Raw genomic sequence first — 15,782 nt, forward strand, 5'->3', positions numbered from 1 at the left:
CTCAGCCTGCCACCAGCAGCAGGACGCCCGCCACCGCGGACAGCAACGCGAGAAGGAGGGCGACGCCGAGAAGCACAGCGTGCACCACGAGGAACGGCGTCGCCCGGCCCGCCGCGTCCCGCGCCCGCTGATCGTTCCGCACCCGGGCGAAGAACCGCGGCCAGGCGAAGACGTTGAAGACGGCGTTGAGGAACAGCACGATGGCGGCGAAGACGGTCATGATGCCTCCAGCCTAGGCGGGTGCCAGGCCGCGTCAGTCCTGGGACGCCGCGAGCTGCACGCGGAGCGAGTCCACGCGGGTGGCGATCACGTCGTCGGCGGCCCAGCGCTGCGCGAGGCGGGCGAGGATGGCGTCCAGCTCCTCCCGCGTCAGCCCGGCGGCGAGGGCGAGGCGCACGACCAGCTCCTCGCCAGCGAGCCGGCTCTGCGGGTCGCCCGAGAGCAGCGCGATGTCGTGCACGCCGAGCTCGGACGCGATGGAGGCACGGAACGCCTCGCCGACCGCGGGATCCCGGTCGCTGGGCAGCCACGGCGTCCCCTGGGCGACGGCCCACACGGCGGGCCGACGGAGCACGAACTCGGTCTCGGAGGTCGGATCGAGCACGATGAGCTCCGTCCCCTCCGAGGCCGCGGCCAGCGCGGCGCGGCGTCCGTCCGCCGGCACCGGTCGGGCGGCGGGGTTCCAGGCCGTCATCGCGGTCACCGAGCTGAAGACGGGCTGCACGGTGCGGCCGTCGGGCCCGGCGACGGTGACGATCGACAGCTCCTGCGTCTTATCCACGCGGAGACCGGCGTCGCTCTCACCCTCGTCGCCCAGCTCGGCCACGAGCGGGATGAGCAGGCGCGAGGAGCGCAGCGCGTCCACGACCGCCTCGGCGCCCACCTCGCCCGCGCGGAACCCGGCCAGGGCGCCGAGCAGCACCGGCGGGGCGGATCCGTCGTCGTCGCCGAACGGGTTGTCGTCGAACTCCCGACCCTCCCACGGCTGGCCGGCGGAGTCGGCGAGGGAGGCGGCGAAGCCCGCGAGCCGGGCCGCGCCCTCCTCGGACGGACCGGTGCGCGCCGGGCGGCCGTCGTCCGGGCCGCCGACGGGCGCGCCGTCCGAGCCCGTGCCGGCTCCGGCGTCAGCGTCCCGCGACATCCAGCGCCTCGGGCAGCGTGAACGCGCCCGCGTAGAGCGCTTTGCCGACGATCGCGCCCTCGAGGCCCAGCGGGACGAGCTCGCGCAGCGCGGCGATGTCGTCGAGGTTCGAGATGCCTCCGGAGGCGACCACGGGACGCTCGGTGCGGTCGAGCACCTGGCGCAGGAGGTCGAGGTTGGGGCCGCGGAGCGTGCCGTCCTTGGTGACGTCGGTGACGACGTACCGCGCGCAGCCGGCGTCCTCCAGACGGTCCAGCACCTCCCACAGGTCGCCACCCTCGCGCGTCCAGCCGCGGGCCGCGAGCGTCGTGCCGCGCACGTCCAGGCCCACCGCGATCGCCTCGCCGTACTGGCTGATCGCGTGCGCGGCCCACTCCGGGTTCTCCAGGGCGGCGGTGCCGAGGTTGACGCGGGAGGCACCTGCCTCGAGCGCCTGCTCCAGCGACTCGTCGTCGCGGATGCCGCCGGACAGCTCGATGCTGACGCCCTTCACCTGGTGGATGACACGCTTCAGGAGGGAGCGGTTCTCTCCGCGGCCGAACGCGGCGTCGAGGTCGACCAGGTGGATCCACTCGGCGCCCGCTTCGGCCCACTCGGCGGCCGCGTCCACCGGGTCGCCGTAGCTGGTCTCGCTGCCGGCCTCGCCCTGCGTGAGGCGAACCGCCTTGCCGTCGGCGACGTCCACAGCGGGAAGGAGGACGAGTCGGGGCGTGGTGAGAAAGTCGGTCATCGTTTCCTTACGTTCTTCCGCGGCGCGGACGGATGGTTCGTGCGGTCGGCTAGAGCGAGCGGACCCAGTTGCGGAGCAGCCGGATGCCGGCCTGCCCCGACTTCTCGGGGTGGAACTGCGTCGCGCTCAGCGGGCCGTTCTCGACCGCCGCGACGAAGGGCGTGCCGTGGTCAGCCCAGGTCACCTTCGGCGTGGGGAACGGGGCCTCGGGGTGCAGCGTCCAGTCCTGCGCGGCGTACGAGTGGACGAAGTAGAAGCGCTCGTCCTGCAGTCCGTCGAACAGCACCGAGTCCTCGGGTGCGCGGACGGTGTTCCAGCCCATGTGCGGGACGACATCGGCCTTCAGGAGGTCGACCGTGCCCGGCCACTCCCCCAGCCCCTCGGTCTCGAGGCCGTTCTCGACGCCGCGGTCGAACATGATCTGCATGCCCACGCAGATCCCGAGCACCGGGCGGCCTCCCGCCAGGCGGCGGTCGATGACCTCGTCGCCGTGGGATGCGCGCAGCGCCTCCGCGACCGCGGTGAACGCGCCGACGCCCGGCACCAGGAGGCCGTCGGCCTGCTGGGCGCGCCTGCGGTTGCCGGTCAGCTCGACCGCGGCTCCCGCGGCTTCGAGCGCCTTCACGGCCGAGTGGACGTTGCCCGTGCCGTAGTCGAAGACGACGACGTCCGGCTTGCGCTCGTCGCTCACAGCGCCCCCTTCGTGGACGGGATGCCGGTGATCAGCGGGTCGAGCGCCTTCGCCTGGCGGAACGCGCGCGCGAACGCCTTGAACTCGGCCTCGGCGATGTGGTGCGGGTCACGGCCGCCGACCACGGTGATGTGCGTGGTGATGGCGGCGTTGAAGGAGATCGCCTCGAACACGTGCCGCACCATCGAGCCGGTGAAGTGGCCGCCGATGAGGTGCAGCTCGAAGCCCACGGGCTCACCGGTGTGCACGAGGTACGGACGCCCGGAGATGTCGACGACGGCCTGCACCAGCGCCTCGTCCAACGGCACCAGTGCGTCGCCGTACCGTGAGATGCCGGCTTTGTCACCGAGAGCCTGACGGATCGCCTGGCCGAGGACGATGCCGATGTCCTCCACCGTGTGGTGGACGTCGATGTCGGTGTCGCCGGTCGCGCGGATGCGCAGATCGGTGAGCGAGTGCTTGGCGAACGCGGTGAGCAGGTGGTCGTAGAAGGGGACGCTCGTCTGGATGTCGGACGTGCCGGTGCCGTCGAGGTCGAGGGTGAGCTCGATGCTCGACTCGCTCGTCTCGCGGGTGACCGTGGCGGCGCGGTTCGTCATAGGTCCGAGTCTATCGGGGCGGGCTCCGTGCGCTCCGGGGCATCGTCCACTGTGGATAACTCGTCCGCCGCCGTCGCCGGGCGCCCGAGGGCGGCCAGCGCCTCCAGGAACGCGGTCGTCTCCTGCTCGGTGCCGGCGGTCACGCGCAGGTGGTGCGGGATGCCGACATCGCGCACCAGGATCCCCTGCTCGGCCAGTGCCTCGAACGTCGCGTGCGGGTCGGCGACGCCGCCGAACAGCACGAAGTTGCTGCCGCTGCGGTGGGGCGTGTAGCCGAGGGCGGCGAGCTCCGTGACGAGCCGATCGCGTTGCAGGCGGATCTCGCCGACGGTGGCCAGCATCTCGTCGGAGTGAGCGAGCGCGCCGAGCGCGGCAGCCTGCGTGATCGCCGACAGGTGGTACGGCAGGCGGACGAGCCGGAGGGCGTCGTTCACCGCGGGGTCGGCGGCGAGGTACCCGACGCGGGCGCCGGCGAAGGCGAACGCCTTGCTCATCGTGCGCGAGATCAGGAGACGCGGGCGGCCGGACAGCAGGGTCAGGGCCGAGGGCGTGCCGTCCGGCAGGAACTCGGCGTACGCCTCGTCCACGACGACGATGCCGCGCGCGGCGTCGTACGCCGCCTCGACCGTCGCGAGGTCGAGCGGCGTGCCGGTCGGGTTGTTGGGCGAGCAGAGGATCACGATGTCGGGATCCAGCGTCCGGATCTGCTCGGCGGCGGTCTCGGGCGAGAGCTCGTAGTCCGCATCCCGCGTGCCCGCGACATACGCGGTGCCGGTGCCCGCGGCGAGCAGCGGATACATCGAGTACGTCGGCGCGAAACCGAGCAGCGTGCGCCCAGGGCCGCCGAACGCCTGCAGGATGTGCTGCAGCACCTCGTTCGAGCCGTTCGCCGCCCAGATCTCGTCAGCGGTCAGGTCGTGGCCGAGGTAGCGCGCGAACGCCTCGCGGAGCTCGGTGAACTCCCGGTCGGGGTAGCGGTTCACGCCGCCGACGGCCGCGGCGACCCGCGCGACGATGTCGGACGCCACATCCTCGGGAATGGGATGCGTGTTCTCGTTCACGTTCAGCGCGACGGGCACCGGACGCTGCGGCGCGCCGTACGGTGAACGACCGCGGAGGTCGTCTCGGATCGGCAGCTCGGAGAGGGAGGTCACCCTTCAATCGTAGTCAGCGCTACACGACCGCTCCGCCGGATGACGGCGTGCGACGGACGGTGTACGAACGACGTGCCGGACTTGCCCACAACGTCTCGAAGGAGCCGCTACGCCCGCGCGAAACGGAGGTCTTAGCGGCCCGACGCGCCGCTGGCGGCGAGAAACGGAGGACACCTGTGGTCCCCCGGGCCCGGGATTCCTCCCTTTCGGCAACGCTCCCCGGCGAGGACCTACTTGGCGTACTTGGCCGGAACCGCGAGCTGCTGGCCCGGGGTGACGACGGCCGAGTCGAGGCCGTTGAGGGAGACGATGTCGGCGATCACGTCGCGCGGGTCGGCGTTGGGGGCGACGCGCTCGGCGACCGACCAGAGGGAGTCGCCGGAGGCGACGGTGACGTACTGGAAGGTGACGTGCGTCTGCTCGCCGGTGGCGACGGCGCCGCCGCCGTTGAGGGCGAAGACCAGTGCGCCGACGACCAGCGGCAGCGCGACGAGCGCGGACAGCACAGCGCGACCGCGGCGCGTGAGGCGCAGACGGACGCGCGCGCCCTCGGGAAGCGGCGGCACCGCCCGAAGGGTGGTGGGAACCGACTCGCTCATCAGTACTGCACTCATGGCCGTGACCTCCTCAGAATCGCGGGTGCGAAGCTGTGTTCCGAATGTATCTTCGAATGTCTGAATCCGCAAGGGGCCGTTCGAAGCGGCACGGACAGGAGAAATCGCCGATGAAGTTCGCGACACACTCGAACACATGTTTGTCTTCCCTCCTGGACGCGGATACAGTTTCGACTGTCTGAGGACATCAGATCAGGAACCACCGACATTCCTGCCGGAGAGCACCCGGCGGACGGCCCCAGGCCCAGAGAGGACGCCCGTGTCGAACGAGAACCAGGCCCGCGGAGGCACCCGCCGACGCAAGAACCTGAGCGACAAGCAGCTGGCCATCCTCGACGTGATCCAGAAGTCGGTGAACCAGCGCGGCTATCCGCCGAGCATGCGCGAGATCGGCGACGCGGTCGGCCTCTCCTCCCTCTCGTCGGTGACCCACCAGCTCAACCAGCTCGAGCTGAGCGGCTACCTGCGCCGCGACCCGAACCGCCCGCGCGCGCTCGAGATCCTGATCGACCTGCCCAGCGCGTCCGGCGACACCCCTGACTACGAGAACCAGACGCCCGTCGGCGATGCGGCGATGGTGCCGCTGGTCGGCCGTATCGCGGCCGGAATCCCGATCACCGCCGAGCAGCAGGTCGACGAGGTCTTCCCCCTCCCCCGCCAGCTGGTCGGCAACGGCGAGCTCTTCATGCTCAAAGTGGTCGGCGAGTCGATGATCGACGCGGCCATCTGCGACGGCGACTGGGTGGTCGTGCGGGCACAGAACACGGCCGAGAACGGCGACATCGTCGCGGCGATGCTCGACGAGGAGGCGACGGTCAAGGTGTTCCGGCAGCGCGACGGCCACACCTGGCTGCTGCCGCGGAACTCCAACTTCGAGCCGATCCTCGGCGACTTCGCGACGGTGCTCGGCAAGGTCGTCGCGGTCCTCCGCGCCGTCTGATGCGTACCGCCCGCGGCCGGCTCGGCGGTCACGCCCAGCCGAGCTCCTTCAGCCGGGCGTCGTCCAGCCCGAAGTAGTGCCCGATCTCGTGGACGACCGTGACGCGCACGCGCGCCCGCAGCTCCTCCAGCGACGACGCGGAGGCCTCGAGGTTGTTCCGGTACAGCGTGATGCGGTCGGGCAGCTCCCCGAATCCGTACACCGACCGCCGGGTCAGCGGCCGCCCGCTGTAGAGCCCGAACAATCGCGGTCGCGCGCCCGGCGGCTGGTCCTCGATGAGGATGGCGACGTTCTCGAGCGGGCCGACCATGTCGTCAGGGAGGGAGTCGAGGATGTCCCCCACCATCCGCTCGAACTCCTCATCGGGGATGCGCACCATGCGCTCATCCTGCCCGACGCCGAAGCGCCCCGGGGCGGTGTCCGCGGACAGCGGACGCCCCGAGGCGCTTCATCGCGATCAGACGATCAGGCGGTCACGGCCGCCTTCTCGCGCACTCCTCGCGTCGCCTCGATGATGTTGCGGAGCGACGCGACCGTCTCGTCGTACCCACGGGTCTTGAGCCCGCAGTCCGGGTTCACCCAGAGCTGACGGCCCGGGATGGCGCTGAGCGCCGTCTCGAGCAGTTCGGTGACCTCGGCGACCGACGGCACGCGCGGCGAGTGGATGTCGTAGACACCCGGGCCGATCCCGTGCTCGAAGCCGGAGCGCTGGATGTCGTGCACGACCTCCATGCGGCTGCGCGCGGCCTCGATGCTGGTCACGTCGGCGTCCAGATTGCGGATCGCGTCGATCACCACGCCGAACTCCGAATAGCAGAGGTGCGTGTGGATCTGCGTCTCGTCGGCGACGCCCGAGGTGGCGAGGCGGAAGGAGCCGACCGACCACTCCAGGTAGTCGTCCTGGTCGCGCTTCTTGAGCGGCAGCAGCTCGCGCAGCGCCGGCTCGTCGACCTGCACGACGCGGATGCCCGCCTGCTCCAGGTCGGCGATCTCGTCGCGGAGGGCGAGGGCGACCTGGCGGGCCGTCTCTCCGAGCGGCTGGTCGTCGCGGACGAACGACCACGCCAGGATGGTCACCGGGCCGGTCAGCATGCCCTTGACCGGCTTGGACGTCAGGCTCTGCGTGTACGACGACCAGTCGACCGTGATCGGCGCGGGCCGCGACACGTCGCCCCACAGGATGGACGGACGCGTGCACCGCGACCCGTACGACTGCACCCAGCCGTTCTGGGTGACCGCGAAGCCGTCCAGGTTCTCGGCGAAGTACTGCACCATGTCGTTGCGCTCCGGCTCGCCGTGCACGATGACATCGATCCCGATCTCCTCCTGGAGGTCGACGACGCGCTTGATCTCGTCGCGCATCCGGCCCAGGTACTCCGCCTCGCTGATCAGGCCCTTCGCGAGCTGGGCGCGTGAGCGGCGGATGTCGGCGGTCTGCGGGAAGGAGCCGATCGTGGTGGTCGGCAGGAACGGCAGGCCCAGGGCCTCCTCCTGCGCCGCCTGGCGTGCGTCGTAGTCGCCGCGGCGGAAGTCGGCGCGGGTCAGCGCCGCCTCGCGCTCGCGCACGGCCGGGACGCGCACCCCGGGCGCCGAGGCCCGGTCGGCGAGCGCCGCGGTGGCCGCGGTCAGCTCCTCCTGGATGGCCTCGTGGCCATCCACGATCCCGCGGGCGAGGACGGCGACCTGCGCGACCTTCTGGTCGGCGAAGGCGAGCCAGGTCTTGAGGCGCACGTCCAGCTCGGGCTCGTCGTCCACATCGTGCGGCACGTGCAGCAGCGAGGTGGAGGTCGACACCGTCACGGACGGGCTGAGCGACAGGAGCTCGGTGAGCGTCCCGAACGCCGCCTCCAGGTCGCCGCGCCAGATGTTGTGGCCGTCGATCACGCCGCCGACGACGGTCTTGGCGGCGAGCGCCGCCGCCGTCGACGCGTCGAGGCCGGTCGGCACCGTGCCGCGGACGAGGTCGAGCGAGATCGCCTCGACGGGCGTGGCCACCAGCGGCGCGAGCGCGTCGTCCAGGCTGCCGTACGGCGCCGCGACGAAGATCGCCGGCCGGTCGGTCGCGCCGGCGAGGTCGTCGTAGGCCGTGCGGACGGCGTCGAGCACCGCATCCCGCGGTTCGTCGATGCTCTCGCTGACGAGCGCCGGCTCGTCCAGCTGCACCCAGGGCGCACCCGCGGCGGCGAGCCGCGAGAGCAGCTGGCGGTACACCGGCAGGAGGTCGCCCAGGCGCGACAGCGGACGGAAGCCCTCGGGGGCGTCGTCGCTCGCCTTGCTGAGCAGCAGGAAGGTGACCGGACCGACGACCACCGGTCGCGTCACGAAGCCCGCCTCGCGGGCCTCCTCGAACTCGCGCACGATGCGGTCGGACGCGAGACGGAAGTCCGTCTCCGGCCCGATCTCCGGCACCAGGTAGTGGTAGTTGGAGTCGAACCACTTGGTCATCTCCAGCGGCGGGTTCTCCCCCTCGCCGCGGGCGATGGTGAAGTAGCCTGCGAGGTCCACGGAGCCGTCCGCGCCGGCGAGCCCGGCGAACCGCGATGGGATGGCGCCGACGGTGACCGCCGCATCCAGCACCTGGTCGTAGTAGCTGAAGCTCTCCGGGATGGACGCGTCGGTGCGGCCGAGGCCGAGGGACGCAAGGCGCTCGCGGGTGGCCGAGCGCAGGTCGGCGGCCGTGGCCTCCAGCTCGTCCGCGGTGATGCTGCCGGCCCAGAACGCCTCGACGGCCTTCTTGAGCTCGCGGCGGCGGCCGATGCGCGGGTAGCCGATGATCGTGCCCGCGGGAAAGGCGGGGCGCGCGGTGGTGTCGGTCATGCTGGTTCCTTCTGGGTGGTGGGGCGGTCGGCGTCACCGGTCGGCAGGGCGCCGATCCGGTCCAGCACGGAGAGCACGGCCTCGTGCTGGTTGAACGTGTAGAGGTGGATGCCGGGGGCGCCGCCGTCGAGCAGGCGCTGCGCGAGGCGGGCCGCCCACGCGACGCCGATCTCGCGGCGGCCCTCGTCGGTCGGCTCGACCTCGAGCTCGATGGCGAGGTCGCTGGGGAGGTCTTCGCCGCTCAGCTCCAGCATCCGCTTGAGGCGGGCGGGGCTGGTGACGGGCATGATCCCGGGCAGGATGGGGAACGCGACACCGGCCTCCGCCGCGCGCTGCGCGAAGTGCAAGTAGTCCTCGGCGTGGAAGAACAGCTGGGTGATGCCGAGGTTCGCGCCGGCCGCCTGCTTGGCGAGCAGGGCGTCGATGTCCTGCGAGACGGAGCGCGACGACGGGTGCCCGTTCGGGAATGCGGCGACCGCGATCTGCACGTGCTCGCGGTGCTCGAGCAGGGCACGAGCGTGCAGTCCGGGGACCGGCAGCTCGCCGTACGGCACGCGCTCGGCCTGCACCCGGTGGATGAGCTGCACCAGTTCGGCGGTTGTCCGGATGTCGCCGATCGGGTCGACGCCCTCGGGGAGGTCGGCAGGCGGGTCGCCGCGCACGGCGAGGAACCGGCGCACCCCGGCATCCAGGAACTCCCGGATCAGCCGGTTCGCCTCCTCGTGCGACGAGCCGACGCAGGTGAGGTGGGCCATCGGGCTGACGTCGGTGTGCTGCAGGATGTAGCGCAGCACGTCGAGGGAAGCGGTGCGCGACGATCCGCCGGCGCCGAAGGTCACCGAGATGAAGTCGGGGCGCACGGCCGCGAGGCGGTCGATCGTTCCCGGGAGCGCAGCCGCCGCGCGCTCGTTGCGCGGCGGGTACAGCTCGAAGGAGTACCGGGGCTCGGTACAGCTCATGGATCGGTTCCTCGGATGGTCGGACAGCGGCACGGGATACCCGCACCGCGCGAGTGCGCGGTGGCGGTTTTCACGGGCGGGTGCCGGGCTCGGCTGTCGCACCACGTCAGCGGTCGCCCGCTTCGGTTGAGAGGCAATCTAGCAACGCAGAAGGCCGGACGGAATCGCCCGTGTCATGCTTCGACACAGTCGATCCCGTCCGGCCTCCGGATCGGTCCGCTCCCGTTACGCGGTCGCGGCCACCTCGAACGGCTCGAATGCCGCGTGGTACTCGGGCATGATCCGCGCGGTGACGCGCGTGCCCTCCTCCACGTACTCGGTCGAGATCACCCGGCCGCGCTCGTGCAGGGCCGAGATGAGGTCGCCGCGGTCGTACGGCACCACGAGCTCCACCTCCAGCGACGGGTCCGGCAGCAGTCGCGCGATGGCGGCGAGCACTTCGTCGACACCCTCGCCCGTGCGGGCGGAGGCGAAGATGGCGCCCGGCTCCAGGCCGCGCAGCACCAGGCGCTCGTCCTCGGGGATCAGGTCGGCCTTGTTGAAGACCACGATCTCCGGGATGTCGCGCGCACCGACCTCGCCGATGACGTCGCGGACCGTCGCCAGCTGCGACGCCGGGTCGGGGTGCGAGCCGTCGACCACGTGCAGGATGACGTCGGAGTCGGCGACCTCCTCCAGCGTCGACCGGAACGCCTCCACCAGCTGGTGCGGCAGGTTGCGCACGAACCCGACCGTGTCGGCGAGCGTGTACAGGCGCCCGTCGGCGGTCACGGAACGGCGGACCGTCGCATCCAGCGTCGCGAACAGCGCGTTCTCGACCAGCACGCCGGCCTTGGTCACGCGGTTCAGGAGGCTGGACTTGCCCGCGTTGGTGTAGCCGGCGATGGCCACCGACGGCACCGAGTTGCGGTTGCGGTTCGCGCGCTTCGCCTCGCGGGCCGGCTTGAAGCCGGCGATCTGCTTGCGCAGCCGCGCCATGCGGGTGTGGATGCGGCGGCGGTCGAGCTCGATCTTCGTCTCACCCGGACCGCGCGAGCCCATACCGGCGCCCGCGCCGCCCACCTGGCCACCGGCCTGGCGGGACATCGACTCACCCCAGCCGCGCAGGCGCGGGAGCAGGTACTCGAGCTGCGCGAGCTCGACCTGCGCCTTGCCCTCGCGGCTCTTGGCGTGCTGGCTGAAGATGTCGAGGATCACGGCCGTGCGGTCGATCACCTTCACCTTCACCACGTCCTCCAGCGCACGACGCTGGCTCGGCGCCAGCTCGGTGTCGGCGATCACGGTGTCGGCGCCGAGCGCGGCCACGATCCCGGCCAGCTCCTCCGCCTTGCCGCGTCCGAGGTAGGTGCTCGGGTCCGGATGCGGACGGCGCTGCAGCAGGCCGTCGAGGACGGCCGCTCCGGCGGTCTCGGCCAGGGCGGCGAGCTCGCGCATCGAGTTCTCGGCGTCCTGCAGGGAGCCCTGCGAGTACACGCCGATCAGCACGACGTTCTCGAGCCGCAGCTGCCGGTACTCGACCTCGGTGACGTCCTGCAGCTCGGTCGACAGCCCGGAGACGCGGCGGAGTGCCGCGCGCTCCTCGCGGTCGAACTGCTCGCCGTCGTGGAGGCCGCCGTCGGCCCTCTCGGCCTGCAGCGCCTGCGCGCGATCCGCGCTGCCCGCTCCGAAAAGCGTCACGGAGGCGCGGTTGTTCTCGGTCGCGAGCACGCGGGCGACGACGTCGTCTTCGGCGTGGTCGCGGATGTTCGTCTTATCAGTCATTCATTCCCCTGATCCGGGATAAACCCTAGTTCGTCTTGTTCGCGTCTGTCCTGTACCGTCTGCTTATGGCCAGCGGAGATCACTACTTTTCCCCGGCGCCGGAAAGCGAACTGAACCTGCGGCCGTTCACCGCGCGCCTGGCCGGACGGACCTACGAGCTCGTGACGGCCAACGGCATCTTCAGCCCCGAGCGCGTCGATATGGGCACGAGAGTGCTGCTGGACCATGTCCCCGCAGCGCCGCCCGGCGGTCAGTTCCTCGACCTCGGGAGCGGCTGGGGGCCGCTGGCTCTCACACTTGCTCTCGAATCCCCTCATGCGACGGTGTGGGCCGTCGACGTCAACAACCGAGCGCTGGATGTGGTCCGCCGGAATGCGGACAAGCTCGGCCTCACCAATGTAAACCCGGTGACCCCGGATAATGTTCCCGATGACGTGATGTTCACGACGATCTGGTCCAATCCGCCGATCCGCGTGGGCAAGAACGAGCTGCACGCCATCCTGGAGCGCTGGCTCCCCCGGCTGGAGCCGGGTTCGGACGCGTGGCTGGTCGTGCAGCGCAACCTCGGCAGCGACTCGCTGCACCGGTGGATCCAGGCGACCTTCCCCGACCTGACGACGACGCGGGCGGCGACGTCGAAGGGCTACCGGGTGCTGCGGGCGCGGTCGCACGCGTCGGCGTAGGCTGACCCGCCTACGTCGGGCTGCGGTCGCGAAGCGGTCAGGCCAGCTCGAGCGTCCCGGTGTAGACCAGCTCGGCGGGGCCGGAGAGGCCGACGTGCTCGCCGTCCTCCGTCGCGAACATGCGGACGCCGACCGTGCCGCCGGGCACGTCGACGCGCCACTGGTTCGGAGCGCCCTCGCCCGCCCAGTAGCGGACGGCGAGGGCCGCAGCGGCCGCGCCGGTGCCGCACGACAGGGTCTCGCCGCTGCCGCGCTCGTGCACGCGCATCCGGATGCGGCCGACGCCGTCCTGGATCAGCGGCTCGCGCGGCACGACGAACTCGACGTTCGCTCCGTGCTCGGGCGTCGGCTCGAGGTGGGGGATGTACGAGAGGTCGGCAGCGTCCAGCTCGGCCTCATCCGCGACCGCGACGACGACGTGCGGGTTGCCCATATCGATGCCGAGGCCGGGTCGGGCGACCGGGAGCTCCTTGGCGCGGACCAGCGGCTCGCCGCCGGAGAGGTCCCAGCGGCCGAGGTCGACCTGGAAGCCGTTGGTGCTGCGCTGCACGTCGCGCACGCCCGAGCGGGTGCCGATCGCCAGCGTCCCGCCCTCCGGCAGCTCGGCGAGGCCGGTCTCGAGCAGGTAGCGGACGTAGACGCGGATGCCGTTGCCGCACATCTCGGCGGCGGACCCGTCGGCGTTGTAGTAGTCCATGAACCAGGTGGCACCGTCGTCCTCCGCGAGCGCGGCCGCACCGCCGGGGAGGTGCGCAGAACGGACCGCGCGGATGACGCCGTCCGCGCCCACGCCGAAGTGCCGGTCGCAGATCTCCGCGATCTGGGCGGCCGTCAGCGGCAGCTCCCCCTCGGGGTCGGAATACAGGACGAAGTCGTTGCCGGTGCCCTGACCCTTGGTGAAGTGGATGGTCGCCATGCGCTCCAGCCTACCGATCCGCGGCTGGGTGGTCGGCGTCGTCCACCAGGGCCACGGCGGCATCCACGAGCTGCGGGTCGTCGTAGTCGAGCCAGCGGATGTCCGGGTAGCGCTTGAACCAGCTGACCTGCCGGCGGGCGTAGCGGCGGGTGAGCTGCTGCGTCTGGGCTATCGCCTCGTCGCGGGTCAGCTCGCCGCGCAGCTCCGAGAGCGCCTGCGCGTAGCCGATGGCGCGGCGGGCCGTGACGCCGTCGTCGATCCCCCGCGGGACGAGGCGTTCGACCTCGGCGGGGAGGCCGTCCTGCCACATCCGCTCGACGCGGGCGTCGAGGCGGGCGACCAGTTCATCGCGCGGCGCGGCCACGCCCAGGAGGACCGTCGGGCGGTGCCAGGGCGTCGGCTCGTCGGGGAGCGCGCCGGTCACCGCGGTCCCGGTCAGCTCGGCGACCTCCAGGGCGCGCACGATGCGCCTCCCGTTGGTGGACCCGATACGACGGGCGGACTCGGGGTCGACGGCGGCGAGGCGCTGGAACAGGATGCCGGGGCCGTGCTCGGCGAGCTCGCGCTCGAGCCGGGCGCGGAGCTCGGGATCGGTGCCGGGGAACTGCAGGTCGAAGACGACGCTCGACACGTAGAGTCCGGATCCGCCGACCAGGATGGGCACCGCATCCCGGTCGAGGATGTCGGCGATGATCGCGCGCGCCTCGGGCTGGTAGCGGGCGACCGTCGCCTCGTCGGTGACGTCGAGCACGTCGAAGAGGTGGTGCGGGACGCCGCGCCAGTCGCTCTGCGGGAGCTTCGCCGTACCGATGTCCATGCCGCGGTACAGCTGCATCGCGTCGGCGTTGACGACCTCCGCCGACCGGCCCCGTTCGCGCAGCGCCTCGGCCAGGGCCAGCGAGAGGTCGGTCTTGCCTGTTCCGGTGGGGCCGACGATGGCGACCAACGGGGTGGAGTCGGGGCCGGGCGCAGGCACGGACGCCGTCGCAGGCGCGGTCACGGACGCCGTCGCAGGCGCGGTCACGGACGAGGGCGTCGGGTCGGGTGCCGCTGCCGGCGTCGGCACCTGCGGCGGGTCGGGTGCCGCTGCCGGCGTCGGCACCTGCGCCGGGTCGGGTGCCGCGGTCAGCGCTGGCCGTCCGACGGGTCGTAGATCGGCATGGTGCCGACGCCGGGCGAGGTCAGGGGCTCCCGCACGCGGAGCGTAGGGAGGCCGAGCGAGACCGGGCCGGTTCCCGCGGCGGCCGTGCCGCCGTGGGTCGGGACGGCGCACGAGTCGGCCTCGGCACGGTCCCACGCGTCTCCCGCGCGCGTGCGGCGGATGCGGAGGGGCGCACCGTCGGTCGCGTCGGCGATCAGGTGGTGCGGTGCCGCCTGCGTGACCCGCACCGTGACCGTGTCGCCGGGGCGCGGGAGGTCGGAGCCGGCCGGGACCTCGAAGTGCACCAGTCGGCTGTCGCGCGCGCGGCCGCTCAGGCGGCGCGTGTCCGCGTCCTTCCGGCCCTCGCCGTTGGCGACCAGCAGTTCGACCTCGCGGCCGATCAGCTTCTGGTTCTCCTCGAGGGAGATGCGCTCCTGGAGGGCGATCAGGCGGTCGTACCGGTCCTGCACGACCTCCTTCGGCACCTGGTCCTCCATCGTCGCCGCCGGCGTGCCGGGACGGATCGAGTACTGGAACGTGAACGCGGACGCGAAGCGTGCGGCCTCTACGACCCGCAGGGTCTCCTGGAAGTCCTCCTCGGTCTCGCCCGGGAAGCCGACGATGATGTCGGTGCTGATCGCCGCGTCCGGCAGCTTGGCGCGCACGCGATCGAGGATGCCGAGGAACTTCTCGGAGCGGTAGGAGCGGCGCATCGAGCGCAGGATGCGGTCGGACCCCGACTGCAGCGGCATGTGCAGCTGGGGCATGACGTTCGGGGTCTCGGCCATCGCGTCGATGACGTCGTCCGTGAACGCGGCCGGGTGCGGGCTGGTGAAGCGGATGCGCTCCAGTCCCTGGATCTGGCCGGCGGCGCGGAGGAGCTTGCTGAAAGCCTGACGGTCGCCGAACTCGACGCCGTAGGAGTTGACGTTCTGCCCGAGCAGGGTGACCTCGATCGCGCCGTCGTCGACGAGCGCCTGGATCTCGGCCAGGATGTCGCCGGGACGACGGTCCTTCTCCTTGCCGCGGAGCGACGGGACGATGCAGAAGGTGCACGTGTTGTTGCAGCCGACGGAGATGGAGACCCAGCCGGAGTAGGAGGAGTCCCGCTTCGTCGGGAGGGTGGACGGGAACGTCTCCAGCGCCTCGAGGATCTCGATCTCGGCGGCGTCGTTGTGCCGGGCCCGCTCCAGCAGGCTCGGAAGCGCGCCCATGTTGTGGGTGCCGAAGACGACGTCGACCCACGGCGCCTTCTCGAGGATGACGTTCTTGTCCTTCTGGGCGAGGCAGCCGCCGACGGCGATCTGCATCCCCTCGTGGCGCCGCTTGACGCCGGCCAGGTGCCCGAGGTTGCCGTAGAGCTTGTTGTCGGCGTTCTCGCGCACCGCGCAGGTGTTTATGACGACGATGTCGGCTTCTTCGCCGTCGGCCGGCACGTACCCGGCTGCCTCCAGTGAGCCGCTGAGACGTTCGGAGTCGTGCACGTTCATCTGGCAGCCGAAGGTGCGCACCTCGTACGTTCGCGCCCGGCCGTCGGGACGGAGGGCCGCCGCAGAGGGCTCGATGACGCTGTGCTGTTCGAGGATGCTCATGATGGCGATAAGTCTACGTTTCTCGCCGCTGCGGGAACGACTCG

At 71.5% G+C, this 15,782-nt stretch carries 16 protein-coding genes; 2 read left to right on the forward strand and 14 right to left on the reverse strand.

What is annotated here, in order from left to right; all coding sequences use genetic code 11:
- Position 1 precedes the first annotated feature (1 nt).
- The 7 genes from AB0P25_RS00715 to AB0P25_RS00745 form a co-directional block, all read right to left on the reverse strand.
- Positions 2 to 220 carry a hypothetical protein gene (locus AB0P25_RS00715; protein ID WP_363804821.1) on the reverse strand — a complete coding sequence of 73 codons (219 nt, stop codon included), beginning with the start codon at positions 218 to 220 and terminating at the stop codon, positions 2 to 4.
- Between the two features lie 33 nt (positions 221 to 253).
- Complete coding sequence (locus AB0P25_RS00720) at positions 254 to 1,141, reverse strand: SseB family protein (RefSeq protein ID WP_363804822.1); 888 nt, start codon at positions 1,139 to 1,141, stop codon at positions 254 to 256.
- Positions 1,125 to 1,871 (reverse strand): bifunctional 1-(5-phosphoribosyl)-5-((5-phosphoribosylamino)methylideneamino)imidazole-4-carboxamide isomerase/phosphoribosylanthranilate isomerase PriA, encoded by a 747-nt coding sequence (gene priA, locus AB0P25_RS00725; RefSeq protein ID WP_363804823.1) that lies wholly within the window; start codon positions 1,869 to 1,871, stop codon positions 1,125 to 1,127. The genes AB0P25_RS00720 and priA overlap by 17 nt, the downstream gene beginning before the upstream one ends.
- A gap of 49 nt (positions 1,872 to 1,920) precedes the next feature.
- Entirely contained in the window at positions 1,921 to 2,562 is a 642-nt protein-coding gene (gene hisH / locus AB0P25_RS00730) for an imidazole glycerol phosphate synthase subunit HisH (RefSeq protein ID WP_363804824.1), read from the reverse strand.
- On the reverse strand, positions 2,559 to 3,161 hold the full coding sequence (hisB, locus tag AB0P25_RS00735) for an imidazoleglycerol-phosphate dehydratase HisB (protein WP_064109375.1): 603 nt from the start codon (positions 3,159 to 3,161) through the stop codon (positions 2,559 to 2,561). The genes hisH and hisB overlap by 4 nt, the downstream gene beginning before the upstream one ends.
- Positions 3,158 to 4,315 (reverse strand): histidinol-phosphate transaminase, encoded by a 1,158-nt coding sequence (locus tag AB0P25_RS00740; RefSeq protein WP_363804825.1) that lies wholly within the window; start codon positions 4,313 to 4,315, stop codon positions 3,158 to 3,160. The genes hisB and AB0P25_RS00740 overlap by 4 nt, the downstream gene beginning before the upstream one ends.
- 230 nt (positions 4,316 to 4,545) lie before the next feature.
- Positions 4,546 to 4,914, reverse strand: a complete 369-nt coding sequence (locus AB0P25_RS00745) for a LysM peptidoglycan-binding domain-containing protein (protein ID WP_363806209.1) — start codon at positions 4,912 to 4,914, stop codon at positions 4,546 to 4,548.
- Positions 4,915 to 5,188: 274 nt separating this feature from the next.
- Here AB0P25_RS00745 and lexA point away from each other — a divergent pair, with 274 nt between their 5' ends.
- Positions 5,189 to 5,869 (forward strand): transcriptional repressor LexA, encoded by a 681-nt coding sequence (gene lexA / locus AB0P25_RS00750; RefSeq protein ID WP_363804826.1) that lies wholly within the window; start codon positions 5,189 to 5,191, stop codon positions 5,867 to 5,869.
- Positions 5,870 to 5,897: 28 nt separating this feature from the next.
- Here the strand turns inward: lexA and AB0P25_RS00755 are convergent, their stop codons facing one another.
- The 4 genes from AB0P25_RS00755 to hflX all read right to left on the reverse strand — a co-directional run bounded on the left by AB0P25_RS00755 (position 5,898) and on the right by hflX (position 11,406).
- On the reverse strand, positions 5,898 to 6,248 hold the full coding sequence (locus AB0P25_RS00755) for a metallopeptidase family protein (protein WP_363804827.1): 351 nt from the start codon (positions 6,246 to 6,248) through the stop codon (positions 5,898 to 5,900).
- A gap of 86 nt (positions 6,249 to 6,334) precedes the next feature.
- A complete protein-coding gene (gene metE / locus AB0P25_RS00760) occupies positions 6,335 to 8,686 on the reverse strand; it encodes a 5-methyltetrahydropteroyltriglutamate--homocysteine S-methyltransferase (RefSeq protein ID WP_363804829.1) in 2,352 nt (783 codons plus the stop codon).
- Positions 8,683 to 9,645 carry a methylenetetrahydrofolate reductase gene (locus AB0P25_RS00765; protein WP_363804830.1) on the reverse strand — a complete coding sequence of 321 codons (963 nt, stop codon included), beginning with the start codon at positions 9,643 to 9,645 and terminating at the stop codon, positions 8,683 to 8,685. Before AB0P25_RS00765 ends, metE begins: the two co-directional genes overlap by 4 nt.
- 225 nt (positions 9,646 to 9,870) lie before the next feature.
- Complete coding sequence (hflX, locus tag AB0P25_RS00770; protein ID WP_363804832.1) at positions 9,871 to 11,406, reverse strand: GTPase HflX; 1,536 nt, start codon at positions 11,404 to 11,406, stop codon at positions 9,871 to 9,873.
- 65 nt (positions 11,407 to 11,471) lie between these two features.
- Here hflX and AB0P25_RS00775 point away from each other — a divergent pair, with 65 nt between their 5' ends.
- Positions 11,472 to 12,089, forward strand: coding sequence for a methyltransferase (locus AB0P25_RS00775; protein WP_363804833.1), 618 nt, complete (start codon positions 11,472 to 11,474; stop codon positions 12,087 to 12,089).
- A gap of 37 nt (positions 12,090 to 12,126) precedes the next feature.
- On the opposite strand, the gene dapF is transcribed toward AB0P25_RS00775, so the two are convergent.
- The 3 genes from dapF to miaB all read right to left on the reverse strand — a co-directional run bounded on the left by dapF (position 12,127) and on the right by miaB (position 15,738).
- Positions 12,127 to 13,005: a diaminopimelate epimerase gene (gene dapF / locus AB0P25_RS00780; RefSeq protein ID WP_363804834.1), complete on the reverse strand. Its 879-nt coding sequence runs from the start codon at positions 13,003 to 13,005 to the stop codon at positions 12,127 to 12,129.
- Positions 13,006 to 13,015: 10 nt separating this feature from the next.
- A complete protein-coding gene (gene miaA / locus AB0P25_RS00785; RefSeq protein WP_363806211.1) occupies positions 13,016 to 13,981 on the reverse strand; it encodes a tRNA (adenosine(37)-N6)-dimethylallyltransferase MiaA in 966 nt (321 codons plus the stop codon).
- Between the two features lie 149 nt (positions 13,982 to 14,130).
- Positions 14,131 to 15,738, reverse strand: a complete 1,608-nt coding sequence (gene miaB / locus AB0P25_RS00790) for a tRNA (N6-isopentenyl adenosine(37)-C2)-methylthiotransferase MiaB (RefSeq protein WP_363804836.1) — start codon at positions 15,736 to 15,738, stop codon at positions 14,131 to 14,133.
- Positions 15,739 to 15,782 lie beyond the last annotated feature (44 nt).

This window comes from Leifsonia sp. NPDC077715, from assembly GCF_040686855.1.
Taxonomy (GTDB): domain Bacteria; phylum Actinomycetota; class Actinomycetes; order Actinomycetales; family Microbacteriaceae; genus Leifsonia.